This window comes from Kribbella sp. CA-253562 (assembly GCF_050942265.1).
Taxonomy (GTDB): Bacteria; Actinomycetota; Actinomycetes; order Propionibacteriales; family Kribbellaceae; genus Kribbella.
In genome coordinates this window covers 8,534,125-8,550,789 of sequence record NZ_CP192049.1, presented here as the reverse complement: position 1 = coordinate 8,550,789, position 16,665 = coordinate 8,534,125, and the positions used below count along the sequence as shown (strand labels likewise).

Annotated in this window: 20 protein-coding genes; 11 read left to right on the top strand and 9 right to left on the bottom strand. The window is 70.1% G+C overall.

The genetic code is table 11. The features are described from left to right. Positions 1 to 147: 147 nt before the first annotated feature. Positions 148 to 1,074, bottom strand: a complete 927-nt coding sequence (locus ACQPXM_RS40800; RefSeq protein WP_432943346.1) for a LysR family transcriptional regulator — start codon at positions 1,072 to 1,074, stop codon at positions 148 to 150. A 124-nt stretch (positions 1,075 to 1,198) separates the two neighbouring features. Between ACQPXM_RS40800 and ACQPXM_RS40795 the strand changes: the two genes are divergently transcribed. Continuing rightward, positions 1,199 to 2,407, top strand: a complete 1,209-nt coding sequence (locus ACQPXM_RS40795; protein ID WP_432943345.1) for an MFS transporter — start codon at positions 1,199 to 1,201, stop codon at positions 2,405 to 2,407. Here the strand turns inward: ACQPXM_RS40795 and ACQPXM_RS40790 are convergent. The 4 genes from ACQPXM_RS40790 to ACQPXM_RS40775 form a co-directional block, all read right to left on the bottom strand. After that, positions 2,397 to 3,128: a methyltransferase domain-containing protein gene (locus tag ACQPXM_RS40790; RefSeq protein WP_432943344.1), complete on the bottom strand. Its 732-nt coding sequence runs from the start codon at positions 3,126 to 3,128 to the stop codon at positions 2,397 to 2,399. The genes ACQPXM_RS40795 and ACQPXM_RS40790 overlap by 11 nt on opposite strands. 44 nt (positions 3,129 to 3,172) lie before the next feature. Further along, positions 3,173 to 4,174, bottom strand: coding sequence for an alanine racemase (locus ACQPXM_RS40785; protein WP_432943343.1), 1,002 nt, complete (start codon positions 4,172 to 4,174; stop codon positions 3,173 to 3,175). A 4-nt stretch (positions 4,175 to 4,178) separates the two neighbouring features. Next, positions 4,179 to 5,309, bottom strand: coding sequence for a lipid II:glycine glycyltransferase FemX (locus ACQPXM_RS40780; protein ID WP_432943342.1), 1,131 nt, complete (start codon positions 5,307 to 5,309; stop codon positions 4,179 to 4,181). 108 nt (positions 5,310 to 5,417) lie between these two features. Next, a complete protein-coding gene (locus tag ACQPXM_RS40775; protein ID WP_432943341.1) occupies positions 5,418 to 6,746 on the bottom strand; it encodes a glycoside hydrolase family 27 protein in 1,329 nt (442 codons plus the stop codon). Positions 6,747 to 6,847: 101 nt separating this feature from the next. Between ACQPXM_RS40775 and ACQPXM_RS40770 the strand changes: the two genes are divergently transcribed. The 3 genes from ACQPXM_RS40770 (at position 6,848) to ACQPXM_RS40760 (ending at position 9,264) form a co-directional block, all read left to right on the top strand. Continuing rightward, positions 6,848 to 7,561 carry an SDR family NAD(P)-dependent oxidoreductase gene (locus tag ACQPXM_RS40770; RefSeq protein WP_432943340.1) on the top strand — a complete coding sequence of 238 codons (714 nt, stop codon included), beginning with the start codon at positions 6,848 to 6,850 and terminating at the stop codon, positions 7,559 to 7,561. A 67-nt stretch (positions 7,562 to 7,628) separates the two neighbouring features. Continuing rightward, a complete protein-coding gene (locus ACQPXM_RS40765) occupies positions 7,629 to 8,855 on the top strand; it encodes an MFS transporter (RefSeq protein ID WP_432943339.1) in 1,227 nt (408 codons plus the stop codon). 22 nt (positions 8,856 to 8,877) lie between these two features. After that, positions 8,878 to 9,264 carry a hypothetical protein gene (locus ACQPXM_RS40760; RefSeq protein WP_432943338.1) on the top strand — a complete coding sequence of 129 codons (387 nt, stop codon included), beginning with the start codon at positions 8,878 to 8,880 and terminating at the stop codon, positions 9,262 to 9,264. Between the two features lie 9 nt (positions 9,265 to 9,273). Here ACQPXM_RS40760 and ACQPXM_RS40755 read toward each other — a convergent pair whose 3' ends face one another. Both ACQPXM_RS40755 and ACQPXM_RS40750 read right to left on the bottom strand, forming a co-directional pair. Continuing rightward, positions 9,274 to 10,077: a deoxyribonuclease IV gene (locus tag ACQPXM_RS40755; RefSeq protein WP_432943337.1), complete on the bottom strand. Its 804-nt coding sequence runs from the start codon at positions 10,075 to 10,077 to the stop codon at positions 9,274 to 9,276. Positions 10,078 to 10,113: 36 nt separating this feature from the next. Then, the gene (locus ACQPXM_RS40750; protein WP_432943336.1) at positions 10,114 to 10,611 is read right to left on the bottom strand and encodes an Lrp/AsnC family transcriptional regulator; all 498 of its coding nucleotides are present in this window, start codon (positions 10,609 to 10,611) and stop codon (positions 10,114 to 10,116) included. 94 nt (positions 10,612 to 10,705) lie between these two features. Here ACQPXM_RS40750 and ACQPXM_RS40745 point away from each other — a divergent pair, with 94 nt between their 5' ends. The 5 genes from ACQPXM_RS40745 to rplI all read left to right on the top strand — a co-directional run bounded on the left by ACQPXM_RS40745 (position 10,706) and on the right by rplI (position 13,791). Then, on the top strand, positions 10,706 to 11,887 hold the full coding sequence (locus ACQPXM_RS40745; RefSeq protein WP_432943335.1) for an MFS transporter: 1,182 nt from the start codon (positions 10,706 to 10,708) through the stop codon (positions 11,885 to 11,887). A 180-nt stretch (positions 11,888 to 12,067) separates the two neighbouring features. Then, on the top strand, positions 12,068 to 12,358 hold the full coding sequence (rpsF, locus tag ACQPXM_RS40740) for a 30S ribosomal protein S6 (RefSeq protein ID WP_012924541.1): 291 nt from the start codon (positions 12,068 to 12,070) through the stop codon (positions 12,356 to 12,358). A 91-nt stretch (positions 12,359 to 12,449) separates the two neighbouring features. Beyond that, on the top strand, positions 12,450 to 13,019 hold the full coding sequence (locus ACQPXM_RS40735) for a single-stranded DNA-binding protein (RefSeq protein WP_432943334.1): 570 nt from the start codon (positions 12,450 to 12,452) through the stop codon (positions 13,017 to 13,019). A gap of 77 nt (positions 13,020 to 13,096) precedes the next feature. After that, positions 13,097 to 13,330 carry a 30S ribosomal protein S18 gene (rpsR, locus tag ACQPXM_RS40730; RefSeq protein WP_012924539.1) on the top strand — a complete coding sequence of 78 codons (234 nt, stop codon included), beginning with the start codon at positions 13,097 to 13,099 and terminating at the stop codon, positions 13,328 to 13,330. Between the two features lie 14 nt (positions 13,331 to 13,344). Continuing rightward, on the top strand, positions 13,345 to 13,791 hold the full coding sequence (rplI, locus tag ACQPXM_RS40725) for a 50S ribosomal protein L9 (protein WP_077018405.1): 447 nt from the start codon (positions 13,345 to 13,347) through the stop codon (positions 13,789 to 13,791). A gap of 63 nt (positions 13,792 to 13,854) precedes the next feature. On the opposite strand, the gene ACQPXM_RS40720 is transcribed toward rplI, so the two are convergent. Beyond that, positions 13,855 to 14,106 carry a hypothetical protein gene (locus tag ACQPXM_RS40720; protein WP_432943333.1) on the bottom strand — a complete coding sequence of 84 codons (252 nt, stop codon included), beginning with the start codon at positions 14,104 to 14,106 and terminating at the stop codon, positions 13,855 to 13,857. Next, positions 14,103 to 15,503 carry a hypothetical protein gene (locus ACQPXM_RS40715; RefSeq protein WP_432943332.1) on the bottom strand — a complete coding sequence of 467 codons (1,401 nt, stop codon included), beginning with the start codon at positions 15,501 to 15,503 and terminating at the stop codon, positions 14,103 to 14,105. Before ACQPXM_RS40715 ends, ACQPXM_RS40720 begins: the two co-directional genes overlap by 4 nt. A 239-nt stretch (positions 15,504 to 15,742) precedes the next feature. Here ACQPXM_RS40715 and ACQPXM_RS40710 point away from each other — a divergent pair, with 239 nt between their 5' ends. Both ACQPXM_RS40710 and ACQPXM_RS40705 read left to right on the top strand, forming a co-directional pair. After that, the gene (locus ACQPXM_RS40710) at positions 15,743 to 16,381 is read left to right on the top strand and encodes a DUF6668 family protein (protein WP_432943331.1); all 639 of its coding nucleotides are present in this window, start codon (positions 15,743 to 15,745) and stop codon (positions 16,379 to 16,381) included. Positions 16,382 to 16,393: 12 nt separating this feature from the next. Then, positions 16,394 to 16,660 (top strand): TrbC/VirB2 family protein, encoded by a 267-nt coding sequence (locus ACQPXM_RS40705; protein WP_077018409.1) that lies wholly within the window; start codon positions 16,394 to 16,396, stop codon positions 16,658 to 16,660. Positions 16,661 to 16,665: the final 5 nt, after the last annotated feature.

Sequence of the window (16,665 nt, the reverse complement as noted above, 5' to 3'; positions counted from 1 at the left end):
GCTCCTAGCACGGCAGAAAGTGCTCGCCGAACACGAGCACCCTGATGGTCACGCGGCCCCGATGACAAGGTTGTCAGCCCGCGTCCGCAGTGATCCTCCCTAGCGCGTCACGCCGGGTCAAGAGTTCGTCGCGCTGAGTTCCACAAGTCACCGTGCCGGGCCGGGGTCCGGTCCGCCGTCGTCGGCGCTGTGCCGGGCCACCACGAGGTCGCGAAAGCGGCGAGCGGCGGGGGTGGCGGCGTGGCCCACGGGCAGGACGAGGTCGATGCGGCGCTGGACGGTCAGGTCGGTGACGGGGACCTGGCGGGTGGCGGCGGCGACCTGGGGCGGGCGGTCGAAGCCGGTCGGGGTCAGCGTGAGGCCGACGCCGGCAGCGACCAGGTCGAGCACCATCGTCCACTCGTTCACCTCGCAGACGATTCGGCGGGTGAGCCCGGCCTCGCGGAAGGCGGTGTCGACCGTGGTGCGGATCGCCCACTGGGCCGGAGGCTCGACGAAGCGTTCACCGTCGAGGTCGGCCAGCGTCACGGAGTCGCGGTGCGCCAACGGGTGGGTCAACGGCACGGTCAGGACGATCGGTTCGGCGTGCAGGCGGGTCAGTTCGACGCCGGGGATGCGGTCGGTGGCCGGAGAGACCAGCGCGCAGTCGAGGCGGCCGTCGGCGACCAGGTCGACCATCTGCATCGCGGGCAACTGCTGCACCGAGATGTCGACGCCCGGGTGGGCCAGCGCGAACTCGGCCAGCCAGGACGAGAACGGAAGCCGGTGGCCGCTCGTCTGGAGCGCCCCGATCTTGAGCCGACCAGACAGTACGCCGTGCGCGTCCTGCACCGCCTGGCGCGCCGCGGCCGCCGCGTCGAGGGTGTGCCGGGCCGCGGGCAGTAGGGCCGTTCCCTCGGCGGTCAGCCGGACCGGCCGGGTGCCGCGGACGAAGAGCAAGGCACCGACTTCCTTCTCCAGCGCCCGGATCGAGGTGGACAGCCCGGATTGCACGATGTGCTCGCGCTCGGCCGCCCGGGTGAAGCTGCGCTCCTCGGCGAGTGCCACGAAGTGCCGCAAATGGCGGAGTTCCATGGCTCTAGTATCTCTGACACAGATGGAGTTGATCTGTTCCAGGTCCAGCAAAGCTGGTATCGGTGGCTGCGGCGCGTCCGTTCGAACTCTGTGGGACACCCAATTCCACGAGAGGTTCGAACTGATGAGCAGCACCGCAGTAGCGACCAGGAGCCGGCACATGACCGGGTTCTGGTTCGTCGCCCTCGCCTTTCTCACGCTGATGGCGTTCGGTACGGCGCCCACCCCGCTCTGGCCGATCTACCAGGTCCGGGACCACTTCGGCCCGACCACGGTGACGGTCGCGTTCGCGGCGATGGTGGTCGGTGCCGCGGCCAGCTTCCGGCTGCTCGGGCACCTGTCCGACCGGCTCGGCCGCCGCCGGATCATCGTGCCCGCGCTGCTGGTCGGCATCCTGGCTGCCGTCGTCCTGGCCGTCTGGCCGGCGCTGCCGGGCCTGATCATCGGCCGGATCCTGACCGGTGTCGCCGTCGGCCTGATGGCCTCGACGGCGACCGCCTACCTGACCGACCTCTACCGTGAGGCCCGGCCCGACGCCGCGGCCTCGCCGACCCCGGCCCTGGTCGCCGCGGCGGCGAACCTGGGCGGCCTGTCCCTCGGCCCGCTCGTCGCCGGCGCGCTCGCGCAGTGGGCGCCCGCGCCGGTGCACACGTCGTACGTCGTGTTCGGAGTCCTGATGGTCGTGTTGCTCGGCCTGGTGCTGACCAGCCCGGAGACCGTCGACGCGGAACTGGCCGAGCAGGACCGGCCGGTGCGGTTCGCGGTCCGGCCGGGTCGCCGAACGGACTTCGTCGCGGCCGGGGCGGTCGGGTTCTTCGCGTTCGCGGTGATCGGGCTGTTCTCCTCACTCGGCGCGATCATCGTGCGCGGCCAGCTCGGTGTCACGTCGTACTTCGTGGCCGGTCTCGCGCCGTTCACCGCGATGGCCGCGTCGGCCGTTGCTCAGCTGGCGCTGCGGAAGCTGTCGCACCGCGCGATCCTGACGACCGGAACGCTGCTGTTCCCGCTCGGGCTGGCACTGACCGCCGTGGCGCTCTACCGCCCGGCGCTCTGGCTCATCCTGGTCGCGGCCGCGCTGGCCGGAGCAGGCGCCGGTCTGCTCTTCAAGAGCGCGGTGACCCAGACGGCGGTCGCCGCGGAGCCGGCGTCCCGCGCCGGCGTTCTGGCCGCGTTCTTCGTGATCGCCTACTTCGGCATGGGCATCCCGTCGATCGCCTTCAGCCTGGTGATCCAGCACCTCGCGCTGCGGCCGACGATGATCGTCTTCGCGGTCCTGCTCTCGCTCGGCGCGCTGATCCCGGTCTCCACCTCCCGGCGTTCGGTCACCGCGTAGCGGCCACCAGCAGCGTCGGCAGTACGGCGAGGAACCGGTCGCGGCGGGCCCGGTCGGTCTGCTCGGCCAGCCAGCCGTCGGCGTCGTCCCGGGTGATCAGCGCCTTGTCGACGGCCGCGTCGGCGGCCAGCTCGAGCTGTTTGACCATCACGTCGTGGCCGGTCACGACCCGGTTGTGGACCACCACCTCCGGGTCGTGGAAGCCGGTGTCGAGCAGCCAGTCGCGGAAGCTCCGGGGCGCCCGCGGCGCGACCGAGCGGGATTCCAGCCCGAGCAGGATCACGTCGGTCAGATCCTGGTCGCTGCTGTCGATCAGCAGGAACCCGTAGTCCTGGCCGGCGAGCACCGCCCGGCCGCCGGGCCGGAGCACCCGGTAGGCCTCGGCCAGCGTCGGCAGCGGGTCCTCGAGCAGGTGGAACAGCCGGACCGCGCGGTAGCCGTCGACGGAGCCGTCCTCGAGCGGCAGCCGGTCCGAGGGCGCGGTGTGGAAGACCGCGCCCGGCGTACGGGCTTCGGCGACGGCGATCGCGGCCGGGTCGGCGTCGACCCCGATCGTCTTGAATTGCTGCTCCACGAGCTCCGCGGCCGCGTGCCCGGCACCGCAGCCGACGTCGACCACGGTGTCACCGGGCGCGCGCCGGAGCAGCCGGTACGACGCGGCCCGCAGCTCGGCCGCCCCCTCCGTCTGTTCGATCCGATCCAGGAACGTTGTCTGTGCCATGGCCCCACGGTCCAACTTCAGGTGCACCTGAAGTCAAGAGCGGCTCAGTCCATCGACACCTTGTCGAAGATCGTGGTGGTGTAGCGGACGTCGACGCCGACCTCGTCGCCGACCGCGGGCGGGGCCACCGACGACGGCAGGAACAGCATGCTGGCCTGCATGTGCGGCGGCTCGGCGAACCAGCGCTGCTTGCCCTCGATCGTGAACGGCGACAACGCCATCCCGGCCGCGTCCAGGCTGCCCTTGGCCACCGCGATCGCGCGCTGCCGGACGCTGGCGGCCGCGGTCGGCGCCTCCAGCCCGACGCCGTGCGCGGTGCCGCCGGAAACCACCAGGATGTGCCCGTCCCCGCTGACCCGGCGCTGCCGGTACCCGACCCGCTCACCGCGGCGGACCGAGTGCACGTCCAGTACGGTCGCCCGCACGCTGAACGCACCCCGGTCGCCCAGCCACAGGCCGGTGCCCATCCGCAGCTTCACGTTCTCGCCGATGTCGGCCAGCTTCTGGGCCGGCACGTGCGACACCCACAGCGGTCCCTGCCGGACCGCGCGGGCCGCCTTGCCGAGGTCCTGCGCCTCGCGGATGTTCGCCGACGTACCGCCGGCGCCCATCGGGAAGTGCAGGGACCAGCCCTCGAACTTGATCCGGTCGAGCGCGTTCAGCAGCATCGTGTGCCGCAGTTCGCGGGCGCCGATGCCGTGCCTGCGCATCGAGGTCTGCACCTCGATCAGCACCCGGCTGCCGGCCGGGATCGAGACCAGGTCGGCCAGCCGGCTGACCGTGTGGATCACGTTCTTGCCCTGCGGGATCTCCAGGAACGAGCGCCACGGCGAGAGCACGACGACGTCGTCCTTGTAGTCCGGCGGCACCTCGTTGTACGTGCCGACCGCGACCGTCTTCGCGCCCAGCGCGCGCGACTCGGCCAGCAGCCGAGGGTTGCCCACGCCGTACCCGTTGCCCTTGGCCACGGGGATGATGTCGGGGTTCCAGGTCGACCGCAGGTGGTCGCGCCATCGATCGGAGTCGATGTGCAGGATCAGGGGCATGGTGTCAACGCCGTCTCATGTAGAGGTCGAATGCGGTGTAGAGCGCCTTGTTCAACGGCAGATCCCACTCACCGACGTACTCGACGGCCTCGCCGCCGGTGCCGACCTTGAACTGGATCAACCCGACGTGCGGGTCGTTCGGGTCCAAGGTGTCGGTGATGCCCCGTAGGTCGTACACGGACGCGCCCGCGGCGAGCGCGTCCGACATCATCCGCCACTGGATCGCGTTCGATCCTCGGACGTCCCGCTTGGCGGTCGAGCTGGCCCCGTAGGAGTACCAGGAGTGACCGCCCACCCGGACCCAGATCGTCGACGCGACCAGGTCCCCCTCGTGATAGGCGTTGTAGAGCCGGAAGTCGCAGACGTCGGCCGGCTGGTGCGCCATCGCCGCCTGCATCTTGACGAAGTACGGCAGCGGCCGCGGGGTGAAGTGGTCCCGCTCGGCCGTCTCGACGTACAGCTGGTGGAAGGCCTTCAGGTCCTCCGGCGTACCGAGGGTGACCTCGACGCCGAGCTTGTCGGCCTTCTTGATGTTGCGCCGCCAGAGCTGGTTCATGCCCTTGAGCAGGTCGTCCTGGCTGCGGCCGGCCAGCGGCACCTGGAAGACGTACTGCGGCTGACCGGCGGCGAAGCCCTCGCCGACCCGCGGGGCCTTCCAGCCGAGCGCGCGCAGCTGGGCCGCGACGGTGGCGCCGGACGGCTCGATCACGTCCGGGCGGACGTCGCCGAGCTTCGGCTGCTGGCCCCCGGCGATCGCGTCCTTGATCGTCTTCGCGGTCCACCGGCGGGTCGCCACCGGCGGGCCCATGCGCAGGCCGAACGCGCCCTGCTCGTGCGTGTGCGCGGCGAGCGGCCGCAGGTAGCGGCCGAGGTCGATCGCGTCCCAGTCGATCACCGGGCCCTCGGGCAGGTAGGCCAGGTAGCGCTTCACCTTCGGCATCTGCCGGTAGAGCACCAGCGCCACGCCGACCAGCTCGCTCGGGTTCGCCGGATCGAACCAGCCGAGCGACTCCGCCTTCCACTCGCTCTTCACCGCCGCCCAGCCCGGGGTCTGCAGGAAGCTGGCCGACGGCTGGGCCGCCAGGTAGGTGGCGTGCTCGTCGGCCGAGATGGTCCGGATGCTGAAGTCACTCACGGTCGGTCAGGTTACCGGGCGGGAGCGCCAGACCGTAGCCGAGCGGAGAGTCCGCGACTACCGGCAGCGCTCCCACCCGGTACGCCGGGTGAGCTGCCCGCCCGGTGCTCAGCCGATGCGGATCAGCCGCGAGCCGTGCGCGGGCACGTCCTCGGCGGTCCAGCTGCTCCAGGATCGGCCCAGGTCCTTGCGCGCCACCAGGTCACGCACGCGCTGGAAACGGCCCGTCCCCAGTGCCTTGAAGTCGACCGTGATGTCGGCCGGCGTCGAGCCGAGGTTGTAGACCGCGGCGTACGTCTTGCCGTTCACGACCTTCTTCCAGACCTGCAGGTCGCCACTGGTGACGCGGGCCGGCAGGACGGCCGACTGGTCGAGCGCGATCACCTCGGGGTTGGTCAGGATGTCGACGGCCTGCTGGTCGATGTGCTGCAGGTCACCGCCGACGTACAGCGGAGCGGACGCCATCGACCAGAACGTCATCACCGACTGCCGCTCGACATCGTTGATGCCGTCCTGCAGCCCGGTGCCCGAGTTGTTGTTGATCGGCATCGAGTCCAGATCGGCCAGGTAGTCGGGACGGACGTGCCGCAGCCAGTTCGGCAGGTCCTCCCAGCGGTTGTCGACCGAGCTCTCCCAGGTCGCCGTGGTCTCGCAGTAGCACTCGACGTCGGTGTCAATCCGTACGCCGTTCAGCCACGGCCGCAGCGCGTCGGCGGCCGCGATGTCGACCGGCCAGGCACTGCCGCTCAGCCAGATCTTGCGGCCGGTCTTGTCGATCGCCTTCGAGTAGGCCCGGATCTCCGGCACGCTGGAGGCCAGGATGCCGTCGATCTTGAGGAAGTCGATGTCCCAGGAGGCGTACTTGGCGACGATCGAGTCGATGTAGGCCTGCGCGCACGGCTTGGTGTAGTCGATCATCCAGTTGTCGTCCCACTTGTTCGCGTGGGTCAGCGGCTGGACGGTGATGTCCTGCACGGTGCAACTGGTGCCCTTGACCGGCACGTTGCGGTCGTAGATCTTCTTCTCCAGCCCGATCGCACCGTAGATGCCGAGCTTGAGTCCCTTGCGGTGGACGTACTCCGCGACGCCCTTGATGCCGCTCGGGAATCGGCCCGGGTCGGCGCTGGGAATGCCGTACTCGTCGCTGTGGAACTGCCAGTCCATCGTCGCGCTCCAGCCCGCGTCGATGTTGATGTAGCGGTAGCCGGCCGGCCGGAGTTTGGCGGCCATCGTGTCGGCGGTCTTCTTGATGTTGGCCTCGGTCAGCCAGTCGGTGCCGTAGCCGGGCGCCTTGGCGGAGCCGATGCTCCAGCTGCTCCAGCCCATGAAGGGCTGCGGGTGCGGTGACTTCGCCTCGGCCGGCGCCGGCCCCGCGGGCGGCAGCACCGCCAGCAGCGGAGCGAGCAGTGCGAGACCGAGTGCACGTCGGGAGATCATGGGCGTTCCCTCCGTCGAGATGCGTGAGAGACCGAACCTACGAGCATTACTTAACACTGGCAATAAATACCGGCCAGTCGGTTCTCCTTAGGGTGGCGGGCATGAGAGTGGCTTTGGTGACCGGGTCCGCGTCGGGGATCGGGGCGGCGACCGCGCGGCGGTTCGCGGCGGACGGGATGACGGTGGTCGTGCACTCGCGGACCAGCCGGGACGCCGGTGAGGCGCTCGCGGCCGAGCTCGGTGGGACCTACCTGCAGGCCGATCTGGGCGACGACGAGCAGGCGGCCGGGCTCGTGCCCGCCGTACTGGCTGAGTACGGGCGGCTCGACGTACTGGTGAACAACGCGGGGATCAGCTGGCCGGTGCCGCACGCCGAGCTCGACGGGCTGAGCGCGGCCGACTGGCGCAAGCTGCTCGACGTGAACCTGATCGCGCCCTGGCTGCTGTGTACGGCGGCGCTGCCGGCGCTGCGCGCGGCCGGTGGCTGTGTGGTCAACGTGACCAGCCACGCCGGCGTCCGGCCGAAAGGCAGCTCGATCGCGTACGCCGCGAGCAAGGCAGCCCTCAACCACGTCACCAAGCTGCTCGCCGCCGCGCTCGGACCGGACGTCCGGGTCAACGCGGTCGCGCCCGGGCTCGTCGACACCCCGCTGACGGCGACCTGGACCGATGCCCACACCCTGTGGAAAACCGGGAGTCCGATGGGACGCGCCGCGCGGCCCGAGGACGTCGCCGACCTGATCGCCGCGGTCGTCGCGAACAGCTACCTGACCGGCGAGGTGATCCTGCTCGACGGCGGTCTCAACCTGCGCTGACGGCGCAGACGTCGGGGCGCCGGGTGCGGCGATCGAATCTGTCGGCGGCTGCTTCTACGATCGCCGGATGCCGTCGCTGGGGTCGTCGTTGGGTCCGGATTTCCGTCGTCTCTGGCTCGCCTACTCGGTGAGTGCCGCGGGCAGCGCGGTGGGCTTCGGCGCGTTGCCGTTGATCGCGGTGCTCGTGCTCGACGTCAGCACCTTCCAGGTCGCGATGCTGGCCGCGTTGTCGGCGATCGCGGGTGCGGCGCTCGCGCTGCCGATGGGCGACTTCATCGAGCAGCGGCACAAGCGGCCGATGATGATCGCCGCTGACCTGGTTCGGTTCGCCGCGCTGATCAGCATCCCGGTCGCTGCCGCGCTCGACGTTCTGACCTATGCCCAGCTCTGCGTCGTCGGCATCCTGCACGCGGCCGCGCTGATCGCCTTCACGGCGGCCAGCGGCGCGCACCTGAAGGCGCTGGTGCCGGCCGAGCTGCGGACCGAGGCGAACGGCCGGTTCGAGCAGACCACCTGGATCACGCTCAGCGTCGGACCCCCGATCGGTGGCGCGCTGATCGGGCTGATCGGTGCGACCTTCACGCTGGCGATCGACGCGATCTCGTTCCTGCTCTCGGCGTTCGGCATCAGCCGGATCCGCCGCCCCGAGCCGGCTCCCACGCGGCGGACCGACAGACGGGACATCACCGCCGGCTGGCGCTACATCTGGCGGCAGCGCGGGCTGCGGATGCTCTTCCTTAACTCGCAGCTCTTCGGCGGTCCGGTGATGATGACCTCGCCGCTGTTCACGGTGTTCATGCTGCGCGACCTCGGGATGCCGGCTTGGCAGTACGGGCTGGTGCTCGGGCTGCCGTGCGCCGGTGGGGTGCTCGGCGCCTGGTTCGCGCCGCGGCTGACCCGGCGGATCGGGCTGCACCGGATGCTGCTGGTGTTCGGCGTACTGCGGGCGCCCTGGCTGTTGCTGTTCCCGCTGGCGACGCCGGGCATCGACGGGCTGCTCCTGCTGATCGCCGCGGACACCGGGATGCTGATCGCGGCCGGGGCGTTCAACCCGTCGTTCGCCACGTACCGGATGGAGGTGACCGAGGACGCCTACATGGCGAGGGTCTTCACCGCCTGGTCGATCACCTCACGGTCGGTGCAGCCGGCGTTCATTGCGCTCGGTGGAGTGCTGGCCGGACTGGTCGGGTTGCGGACGTCGTTCGTGATCGCGGGATGCTGCTGCCTGCTCAGCGCGGTCGTGCTGCCCTGGCGCAGTGCGGCCCGATCCGAGCCGCTGCCGGAGACGGTCTGATCGATTGCGGTACCGTCCGCGCATGGCCGAACCGAGCACCGACCGCACCGCGACGTTCTACTGGGTGTGCTCGGCGCTGACCCTGGTAATCGGGCTCTTCCTCGTCGCTGACATCGCCGACTCGAACAGCCGGTACAACGCCACCGCGTGGACCGGCGTCGCGCTGGCCGCCGTGCTGATCCTCGCTCTGGCGACCGTGTACGCCGGCTGCGCCCGCGGAAAGCTCGCGATGGGGCAGGTCGTGGCCGGCAGCTTCACCCTCTTCCACGCCTCGACCATCGCGGTCGTCGCCGCGGTCGGCGCCGACATCCTGATCCCCGCGCGGGACACCGGCTCGCTGGCGCTGCTGCTGCCGTGGGGCATCACCTACTGGCTGCACAACCTCAAGCCCGCCGAGCCCAAGTCGTAGCCGACGAGCTCAGCCGAGGTTGGCCCGCAGGTAGTCCAGGTCGGCCTTCTGCCCGTTGTCCGCGTTCGGGGTCTCGACGACGACCGGCGCCCCGGCGGCCTTCACCACCGCGACGATGTCGGCCGGATCGATGTGTCCCTGCTCGAAGTTGCTGTGCCGGTCGGCGCCCGAGCCGAACTCGTCGCGCGACCCGTTGGCGTGCACCAGGTCGATCCGCCCGGTGATCGCGAGCACCTTCTCGACGATCGTCGGCAACTCCTCGCCGGCCGCGTGGAAGTGGCAGGTGTCCAGGCAGAACCCGACGTTCTCCAGCCGGTCGTTGCCGGAAGCCTGAACGGCCTCCCACAGCCGCTCGATCCGCTCGAGCTGCCGGGCCATCGCGTTCTCGCCGCCGGCCGTGTTCTCGATCAGCAGCGGCACCGGGAGCTCGGCCCGCTCTACGCACTTGCGCCAGTTGTCGAAGCCGGCCTCGGGATCGTCGTCGTCACCGACGTGCCCGCCGTGCACGATCACGCCCTTGACGCCGATCTCGGCGGACTTGTCGAGCGTCTGCTGCAGCAGCTTGCGGCTCGGGATCCGGATCCGGTTGTTCGTGTTCGCCACGTTCAGCCGGTACGGCGCGTGCACGTACAGGTCGACACCCGCGGCGGCGGCGCGCTCGCGCAACGCGTCCTCGCCGTCGGCGTAAGCGAGCTTCGGCGCCTTGTAGTCCTGCGGATCGCCCAGGAAGAACTGCACCAGGTCGGCGCCCCGGTCGGCCGCCTCGGCCAGCGGGTCTTCCTGATCGACGTGCGCACCCAGCTTCAAGCTCATGACCTCACCCTAAGACCGGCCACCGACAGATCGGCGTCAGGACCAGCCCTGCGAGCGGGTCACCGGTCGAGCCTCCGGGGCGGGCGGCTGCACCGGCCGTCCCTCGAACTCGGTCGACAGCACCACGTGGGTGTTGATCTCGCCGTGCTCGCCGAGCCGTTCGAACAGCCCTTCCAGGTGGCGCATCGAGGTCACCCGGACCCGCAGCATCGAACACGAGTTGCCGCTGAGCTTGTGCACCTCGAGCACCTCCGGATAATCGTCGGAACGAGTGGTCTTCAGCAGACAGCGCCCGGTGGTGCAGCGCATCTGCACGAACGCCGACAGCGGCTGCCCCGCTCGGGCGGCGTCGACCTGGGCCCGGTAGCCGACGATCACGCCGGACTCCTCCAGTCGCCGGACCCGGTCGGCGACGGCCGGCGGCGAGAGGTTCACCCGCTTGCCGAGCTGGTTGTACGACAGCCGCCCGTCGGCCTGCAGTTCGGACAGGATCTGCCAGTCGGTGGCGTCCAGCGTGCGCTCCTGAAAGGTCATAACCCCAGAACACCTTCGAGATCGCTGCTCGGCAAGGCCGAACACCTTTTGTCGGCCATTCTTCGCAGGCGCCGGCCTTCCTAGCGTTGACGGCATGCTGATTCCCGTCGTCGTCGCCGCGGCCCTGATGAACGCCGCGATGGTCGCCGCCAGCGCGGTGAGCACGATCCTGGTCGCGGAGGAACTGTCGCCCGGGCTGGCCGGACTGCCGAACACCGCGGGCGTCCTGGGGACGGCCGCGGGCGCTGTCGCGGTCGGGCGCTGGAGCGCTCGCTTCGGCAGGGCACAGGCACTTCGGTCCGGTTACGGCGTCGCAGTAGCGGGTAGTGCCCTCACAGTCCTGGCAGCTGTCGGAGCGCCGGTCGCCCTGCTGTTCGCCGGCATGTTCCTGCTCGGCGCGGGAAACGCGGCCAGCCTCCTGTCCCGCTACGCCGCAGCCGACGCCGTCACCCCGGCTCGTAGAGCAGCAGCCATGGGAACAGTCGTCTGGGCCAGTACGGCGGGTGCCGTGGGCGGGCCGTTCCTCTTCGAGCCGTCCCAGTCCCTCGCCGCGTCGACCGGGCTGCCGGCACTGGCCGGCCCGTTCCTGCTGGCGGTCGCCGCGGCGTTCGCGGCCCTGGTCGCCGCCAGTCGCATCCGCCCGCAACCCGTCGAGAGACCGGAGCAACCGACCGACTCGGAGCCGCAGACAACGTCACGCCGTACGCCGGTCGTCGCGGCCGGCGTGATGCTCGTCGGGCAGTTGGTGATGGTGGCGATGATGACCTCGGTCCCGGTGCACGCCCACCACCACGGGCAGAGCCTGGGGGCGCTCGGACTGATGCTGTCGTTCCACACGCTCGGCATGTTCGCTCTCTCGCCCGTCACCGGCTGGTGGATCGACCGGTCTGGTCCTCGGCCGGTGATGCTGGCCGGACTCGTGGTCCTGGTGGCGTCGGCGCTGGTGGTCGCGGTGCCCAGCGGGACGTCGTTCACCCCGGCGCTGTTCTTCCTCGGCGTCGGATGGAACCTCTGCTATCTGGGTGGCAGCGCGTACCTCCTCCAGACCGCCCGGGCTTCCCAGGCGGCGCGGGCGAAACTCGAGAGCCGGGTCGAAGCGTGGGTCTGGGCGGTCTCCGCCGTCGCGACCGCGGGCTCGACCGCGCTGTTCGCCGAAGGCGGGTTCCTGCTGCTGTCCACAGTGTCCGCGGTCCTGGCGCTGCCGTTGCTCTTCGTCACGTCACGAACACCCAAGGTGGTTGGGGCCGCAGCGACTGCGCCATGCGTCCGCTGCTGAAGGCCTGTGGATGATGGTCAGGGCAGGGTCCGCACGCTGGTATTCTTCTGCTGTGGCCCGGTCCATCGACCGGGCTGCTTGCTTGGGTTCGGCGGCAATTGCCGATCCCGGGTGTTTCGCATCGCCCTCCTGCCACGGAGAGACCGTGGCCGCCAAGTCCGAAGGAGGTGGAGTTCGCGCATGCGTCGTTACGAAGTCATGGTGATTCTCGACCCTGAGCTCGAAGAGCGCACCGTTGAGCCGTCCCTCGACCAGTACCTGAACATCGTCCGCAAGGAAGGTGGCACGGTCGAGAAGCTCGACATCTGGGGCCGTCGCAAGCTTGCTTACGACGTGAAGAAGAAGGCCGAAGGCATCTACGCCGTCATCGACCTGACCGCCGAGCCGGCTGTGGTGAAGGAGCTCGACCGTCAGCTCACGCTGAACGAGTCGATCCTGCGCACCAAGGTCATCCGGCCGGACCAGCACTGACCCTGGGGTCGTCAGCAGCATCGGTACTGTCGGCGCCAGCCGCTACTGATAGCTGTGGACACAGTCACACCCGAATGCAGGAGGAACGGTAATGGCAGGCGAAACCGTCGTCACACTGGTCGGCAATCTTGTCGACGACCCTGAACTGCGGTTCACCCCGTCCGGTGCCGCCGTCGCGAACTTCCGGGTCGCGTCGACGCCGCGGACGTACGACCGGCAGTCCGGTGAGTGGAAGGACGGCGAGTCGCTGTTCCTGAGCTGCTCCGTCTGGCGGCAGGCCGCCGAGAACGTGGCCGAGTCGCTGCAGCGCGGCATGCGCGTGATCGTGCAGGGCCGGCTCAAGTCGCGCACCTACGACGACCGTGAGGGCCAGAAGCGCACGGTCTTCGAGATCGACGTCGACGAGGTCGGTCCGAGCCTGCGCAGCGCCACCGCCAAGGTGACCCGGGCCTCGCGCTCGGGCCCCGGCGGCGAAGGTGGCGGCGGCGGCAACTTCGGTGGTGGCAACTCCGGGGGTGGGTTCGGCGGCGGCGGCAACCAGGCCCCGCAGAACGACCCCTGGGCGTCCCCGCAGGGTGGAGGTGGCGGCCCGGCCGCCGCTCCGCAGAACGACCCCTGGGCCAGCCAGGGCGGCGGCTCGATGGAAGAGCCCCCGTTCTGATCCGTCCAGGATCACAGCACTGACCCGACGACCATTCCGGCACTCGTGCCGGGCTCTGCTAGGAGGAGAGCACCACAATGGCCAAAATTATCCGGAAGCCGAAGAAGAAGGTCTGCGGCTTCTGCAAGGACAAGGCGACGTACGTCGACTACAAGGACACCGCGCTGCTGCGCAAGTTCATCTCGGACCGCGGCAAGATCCGCGCCCGCCGGGTGACCGGGAACTGCGTGCAGCACCAGCGCGACGTGGCCACCGCTATCAAGAACGCTCGTGAGGTGGCCCTGCTGCCGTACACGAGCACGGCTCGCTGAGGGAGGTCTGAGACATGAAGCTCATCCTGGCGCAGGAGGTCGAAGGCCTCGGTAACCCCGGCGACATCGTCGAGGTGAAGGACGGCTACGGCCGCAACTACCTGGTTCCGCGTGGTCTGGCCATCGGCTGGACCCGGGGCGCCGAGAAGCAGATCCAGACGATCAAGCGGGCGCGCGACGCCCGGGCGATCCAGGGCAAGGAGCACGCGAGCGAGGTCAAGAACCAGCTCGAGCAGCTCGGCGTCACGCTGAACGTGAAGGCCGGCGAGACCGGCCGCCTGTTCGGCTCGGTCACCCCGGCGGACGTCGCCGGTGCGATCAAGTCGGCCGGTGGCCCGCTGGTGGAGAAGCGCGCGATCACGATCGGCTCGCCGATCAAGACCACGGGCAAGCACCAGGTCTCGATCCAGCTGCACCCCGAGGTGGCCGCCACGGTCCGCCTCGAGGTCGTCGCGAGCTGACACCCGGAACACCCAGCACGGCCCGGACTCCTCGGAGTCCGGGCCGTGCTGTTTTTGGCTGAGCTACTGCTTGGCGGCCGTGGGCCAGCTGACGGGTCGCGGATCACTGCCCTGACCGGTCTCGGGCTTGTCCACCGTCGGCCGGCTGACCGGCTTGGGATCCGACTGGCTGATCGAACCGGTCGGCTTGTCGACGGTCGGCCAGCTGGTCGGCTTCGGCTCGTCGTCCAGCCCGGCCGCTCCCGCCGACAAGGGCAGATAGGCCAGCGCCGCCGCGACCACCCCGGCCAGCAGCCACCGCCCGGCCGTCCTCACTTCTTGTCCAGCGCGTAGAGAACGGTGCCGTGCACAACGATCGCGCGGTTCCCGGCGATGCCCCACGGACGGGCCGCGTTCTTGGGCAGGGCCGTGAGCTTGCCGCCGCCCGGCACGATCGACGACAGGTTGCCGCCGCTGTTGGCGTAGATCGTCGTCCCGGTGACCGACAGCGGGTCGAAGTCCTCGATCAGGCTCGTCTTGCGGCCGATGAAGTCGATCACGCACTCGCCGTACGCCGCGACCTTGCCGCCGGCGTCGGGCACCCACTTCCAGCTCTGCACCCGGCGCGGGTTCACCGCCGGGCAGGCCGCCGCGACCGACCCGTCCGCGGTGGAGCTGACCGTCGGGATCACCTCGTCGGGCTTCTTGGTGTTCCAGATGACCATCGCGCGGCCCGGACTGGCCATCGCGATGTGGTTGATCCCGGTCGCCCCGGCCGGCGGTTTCAGGGTCAGCTGCTGCAGCTCCTTGCCGGGCTGACTCCAGTACAGCGGTCCGGCGTACCGGGCGATCAGGGCCTTGTCGCCCTCGGCCAGCAGCACGGTCGAGAAGCGCGGCTGCTTGTCCACCGTGCGCAGCTCGCCGTTGCTGACCACGCTCGCGCTCGTGTCGCCGAACGTGACCAGCGGCGAGGTGCCGAAGAACTGCACGTCCGCGCCGTCCGGCAGCTCGATCTCGGCCGGCTCGATGGCGTCGCCCGGGTAGTAGCGCAGGCTCTTCGGCGTGGCGATCGCGAGAACCGGCTTGGAGTCGATCGTGGTGTAGACCGGGTCGCTCGCGTTTTTCGGCACCTCGTCCTGCCAGAGCACCTTGCCGCTGCTGTCCAGGACGACGAGCTTCTGGTCCTCGGTCAGCACCGCGACCTCGCTGCCGTCGGGGGACACCACCGGGGCGGAGTTCTCGGCGATGTCGATGGTCCAGCTCGCGTTCGTGGTCCAGCCGGGCGGGGCCGGGCGCGCGATGAACTGGTCCGGCACGATCTTCGGCGCCGGCAGCTCCGGCAGCTTGTTCGCCGCGGGTGGCTTCGGGGCCTTGGGCTCACGCCCCACCAGCAGGTACGTGGCGGTGCCGCCGACCAGCACGACCGCCAGCCCGGCGGCCGCGATGATCGGCCAGATCGGCTTGCGCTTCGGGGCGAGCTCGATCGCCTCCACCTGGCCGTCGGGGTGGATCACCAGCGGCCACGACGAGCCGTCGGAGTCGACCGCCGTCGCCTTCACGGCGCGCCCGAGCTGACCGGCCCGCTCGGCGACCAGCGCGATCGCGGCCTGCCGGGGGTCGTGGTGGTTCACCGGGTGGCTGCGCCCGGCGATCTTCACCTCGGCGTTGTGGTCGTCGTACAGCCGAATCGTGACCTTCGGCCAGGACGGGATGCCCTTGTCAGCCACGGTCACCACTCATCCGCGCCACGGAACTCCCTCGATCGTCGGCTTCACGGGATCTCGTTCTAGCATGGCGACCGCCCGGACCAGATGCTGCCGCCCAGGCATGCCAAGCCCGGAGCCGTCCGGCTCGACTGACCCCGACAAGGGGGTAGAAACATCCTCGCCTGTGGATGGGTCAAACGCGCGTCCCCGGATAGCGCGACAATACTGTGGGCGACAGCCCGTGACACGCCGCGAGAGGAGGGGCCATGACGCAACCGCAGCAGAACCCGTGGACGACGCAGCAGCCACTGCCGCCGGGAGGACCGCAGCCTGTGTCGGGCCCCCCGTCGCCGTTGCCTGACCTGTCCGCGCGCGGACCGTCGGCGCCGCAGCACGGCGTGCCCGCCCCGGCCGAGGACCAGCGCCTGCCGAAGTTCGCCATCCCCGCCGCCGACACTTTGTGGTGGGTCGGCGTGCACGGTGGATCGGGCGAGACGACGATGTCCCAGCTGCTGCCGGGCACGCGCGCGGCCGGTCACCGCTGGCCGATTCCGCCGCCGCCGGTGCCGACTCCGGTCGTGCTGGTCGCGCGGACGCACGGCTCGGGCCTGCGCGCGGCGCAGCGGGCGGCGATCGAGTGGGCCTCCGGCGTGGTCCAGGGCGTCGCGGTGCTCGGCCTGGTGCTGATCGCCGACGCCCCTGGCCGGCTGCCCCGGGTGCTGGACGACTTCGCCGACATCGTCGGCGGCGGTGTTCCCAGAGTGTGGGACATCCCCTGGATCGAGGAGTGGCGAAGGGGGGAGGATCCCACGCCCGACAACACCCCTGACGAGGTTTTCGAAGTTCTCGAATCCATTTACGCTCTGCGCGCGTCAAATCCAGCGGACTACCCCGCCCCGTACTGAGAGGCTCTGTTCATGTTGGTCAAGCACCTCCACCTTCTCGTCCCGCTCGTCGAAGACCTGCCCGACGAGGTGACCGGCAAGGTCGACACGGTGGTCAGCTGGGTCACCACGATCGCGATCGCGATCTGTGTCCTCGGCGTGATCGTCGCCGGCGCCATGATGGCCATCGGCCAGCGGCGTGGTGAGGGCGGCGAGCACGCGGCCCGCCTCGGCTGGGTCCTCGCGGGCTGCATCGTGATCGGTACGGCGTCGGCGCTGGTCAACACCATCGTCGGATGACCACC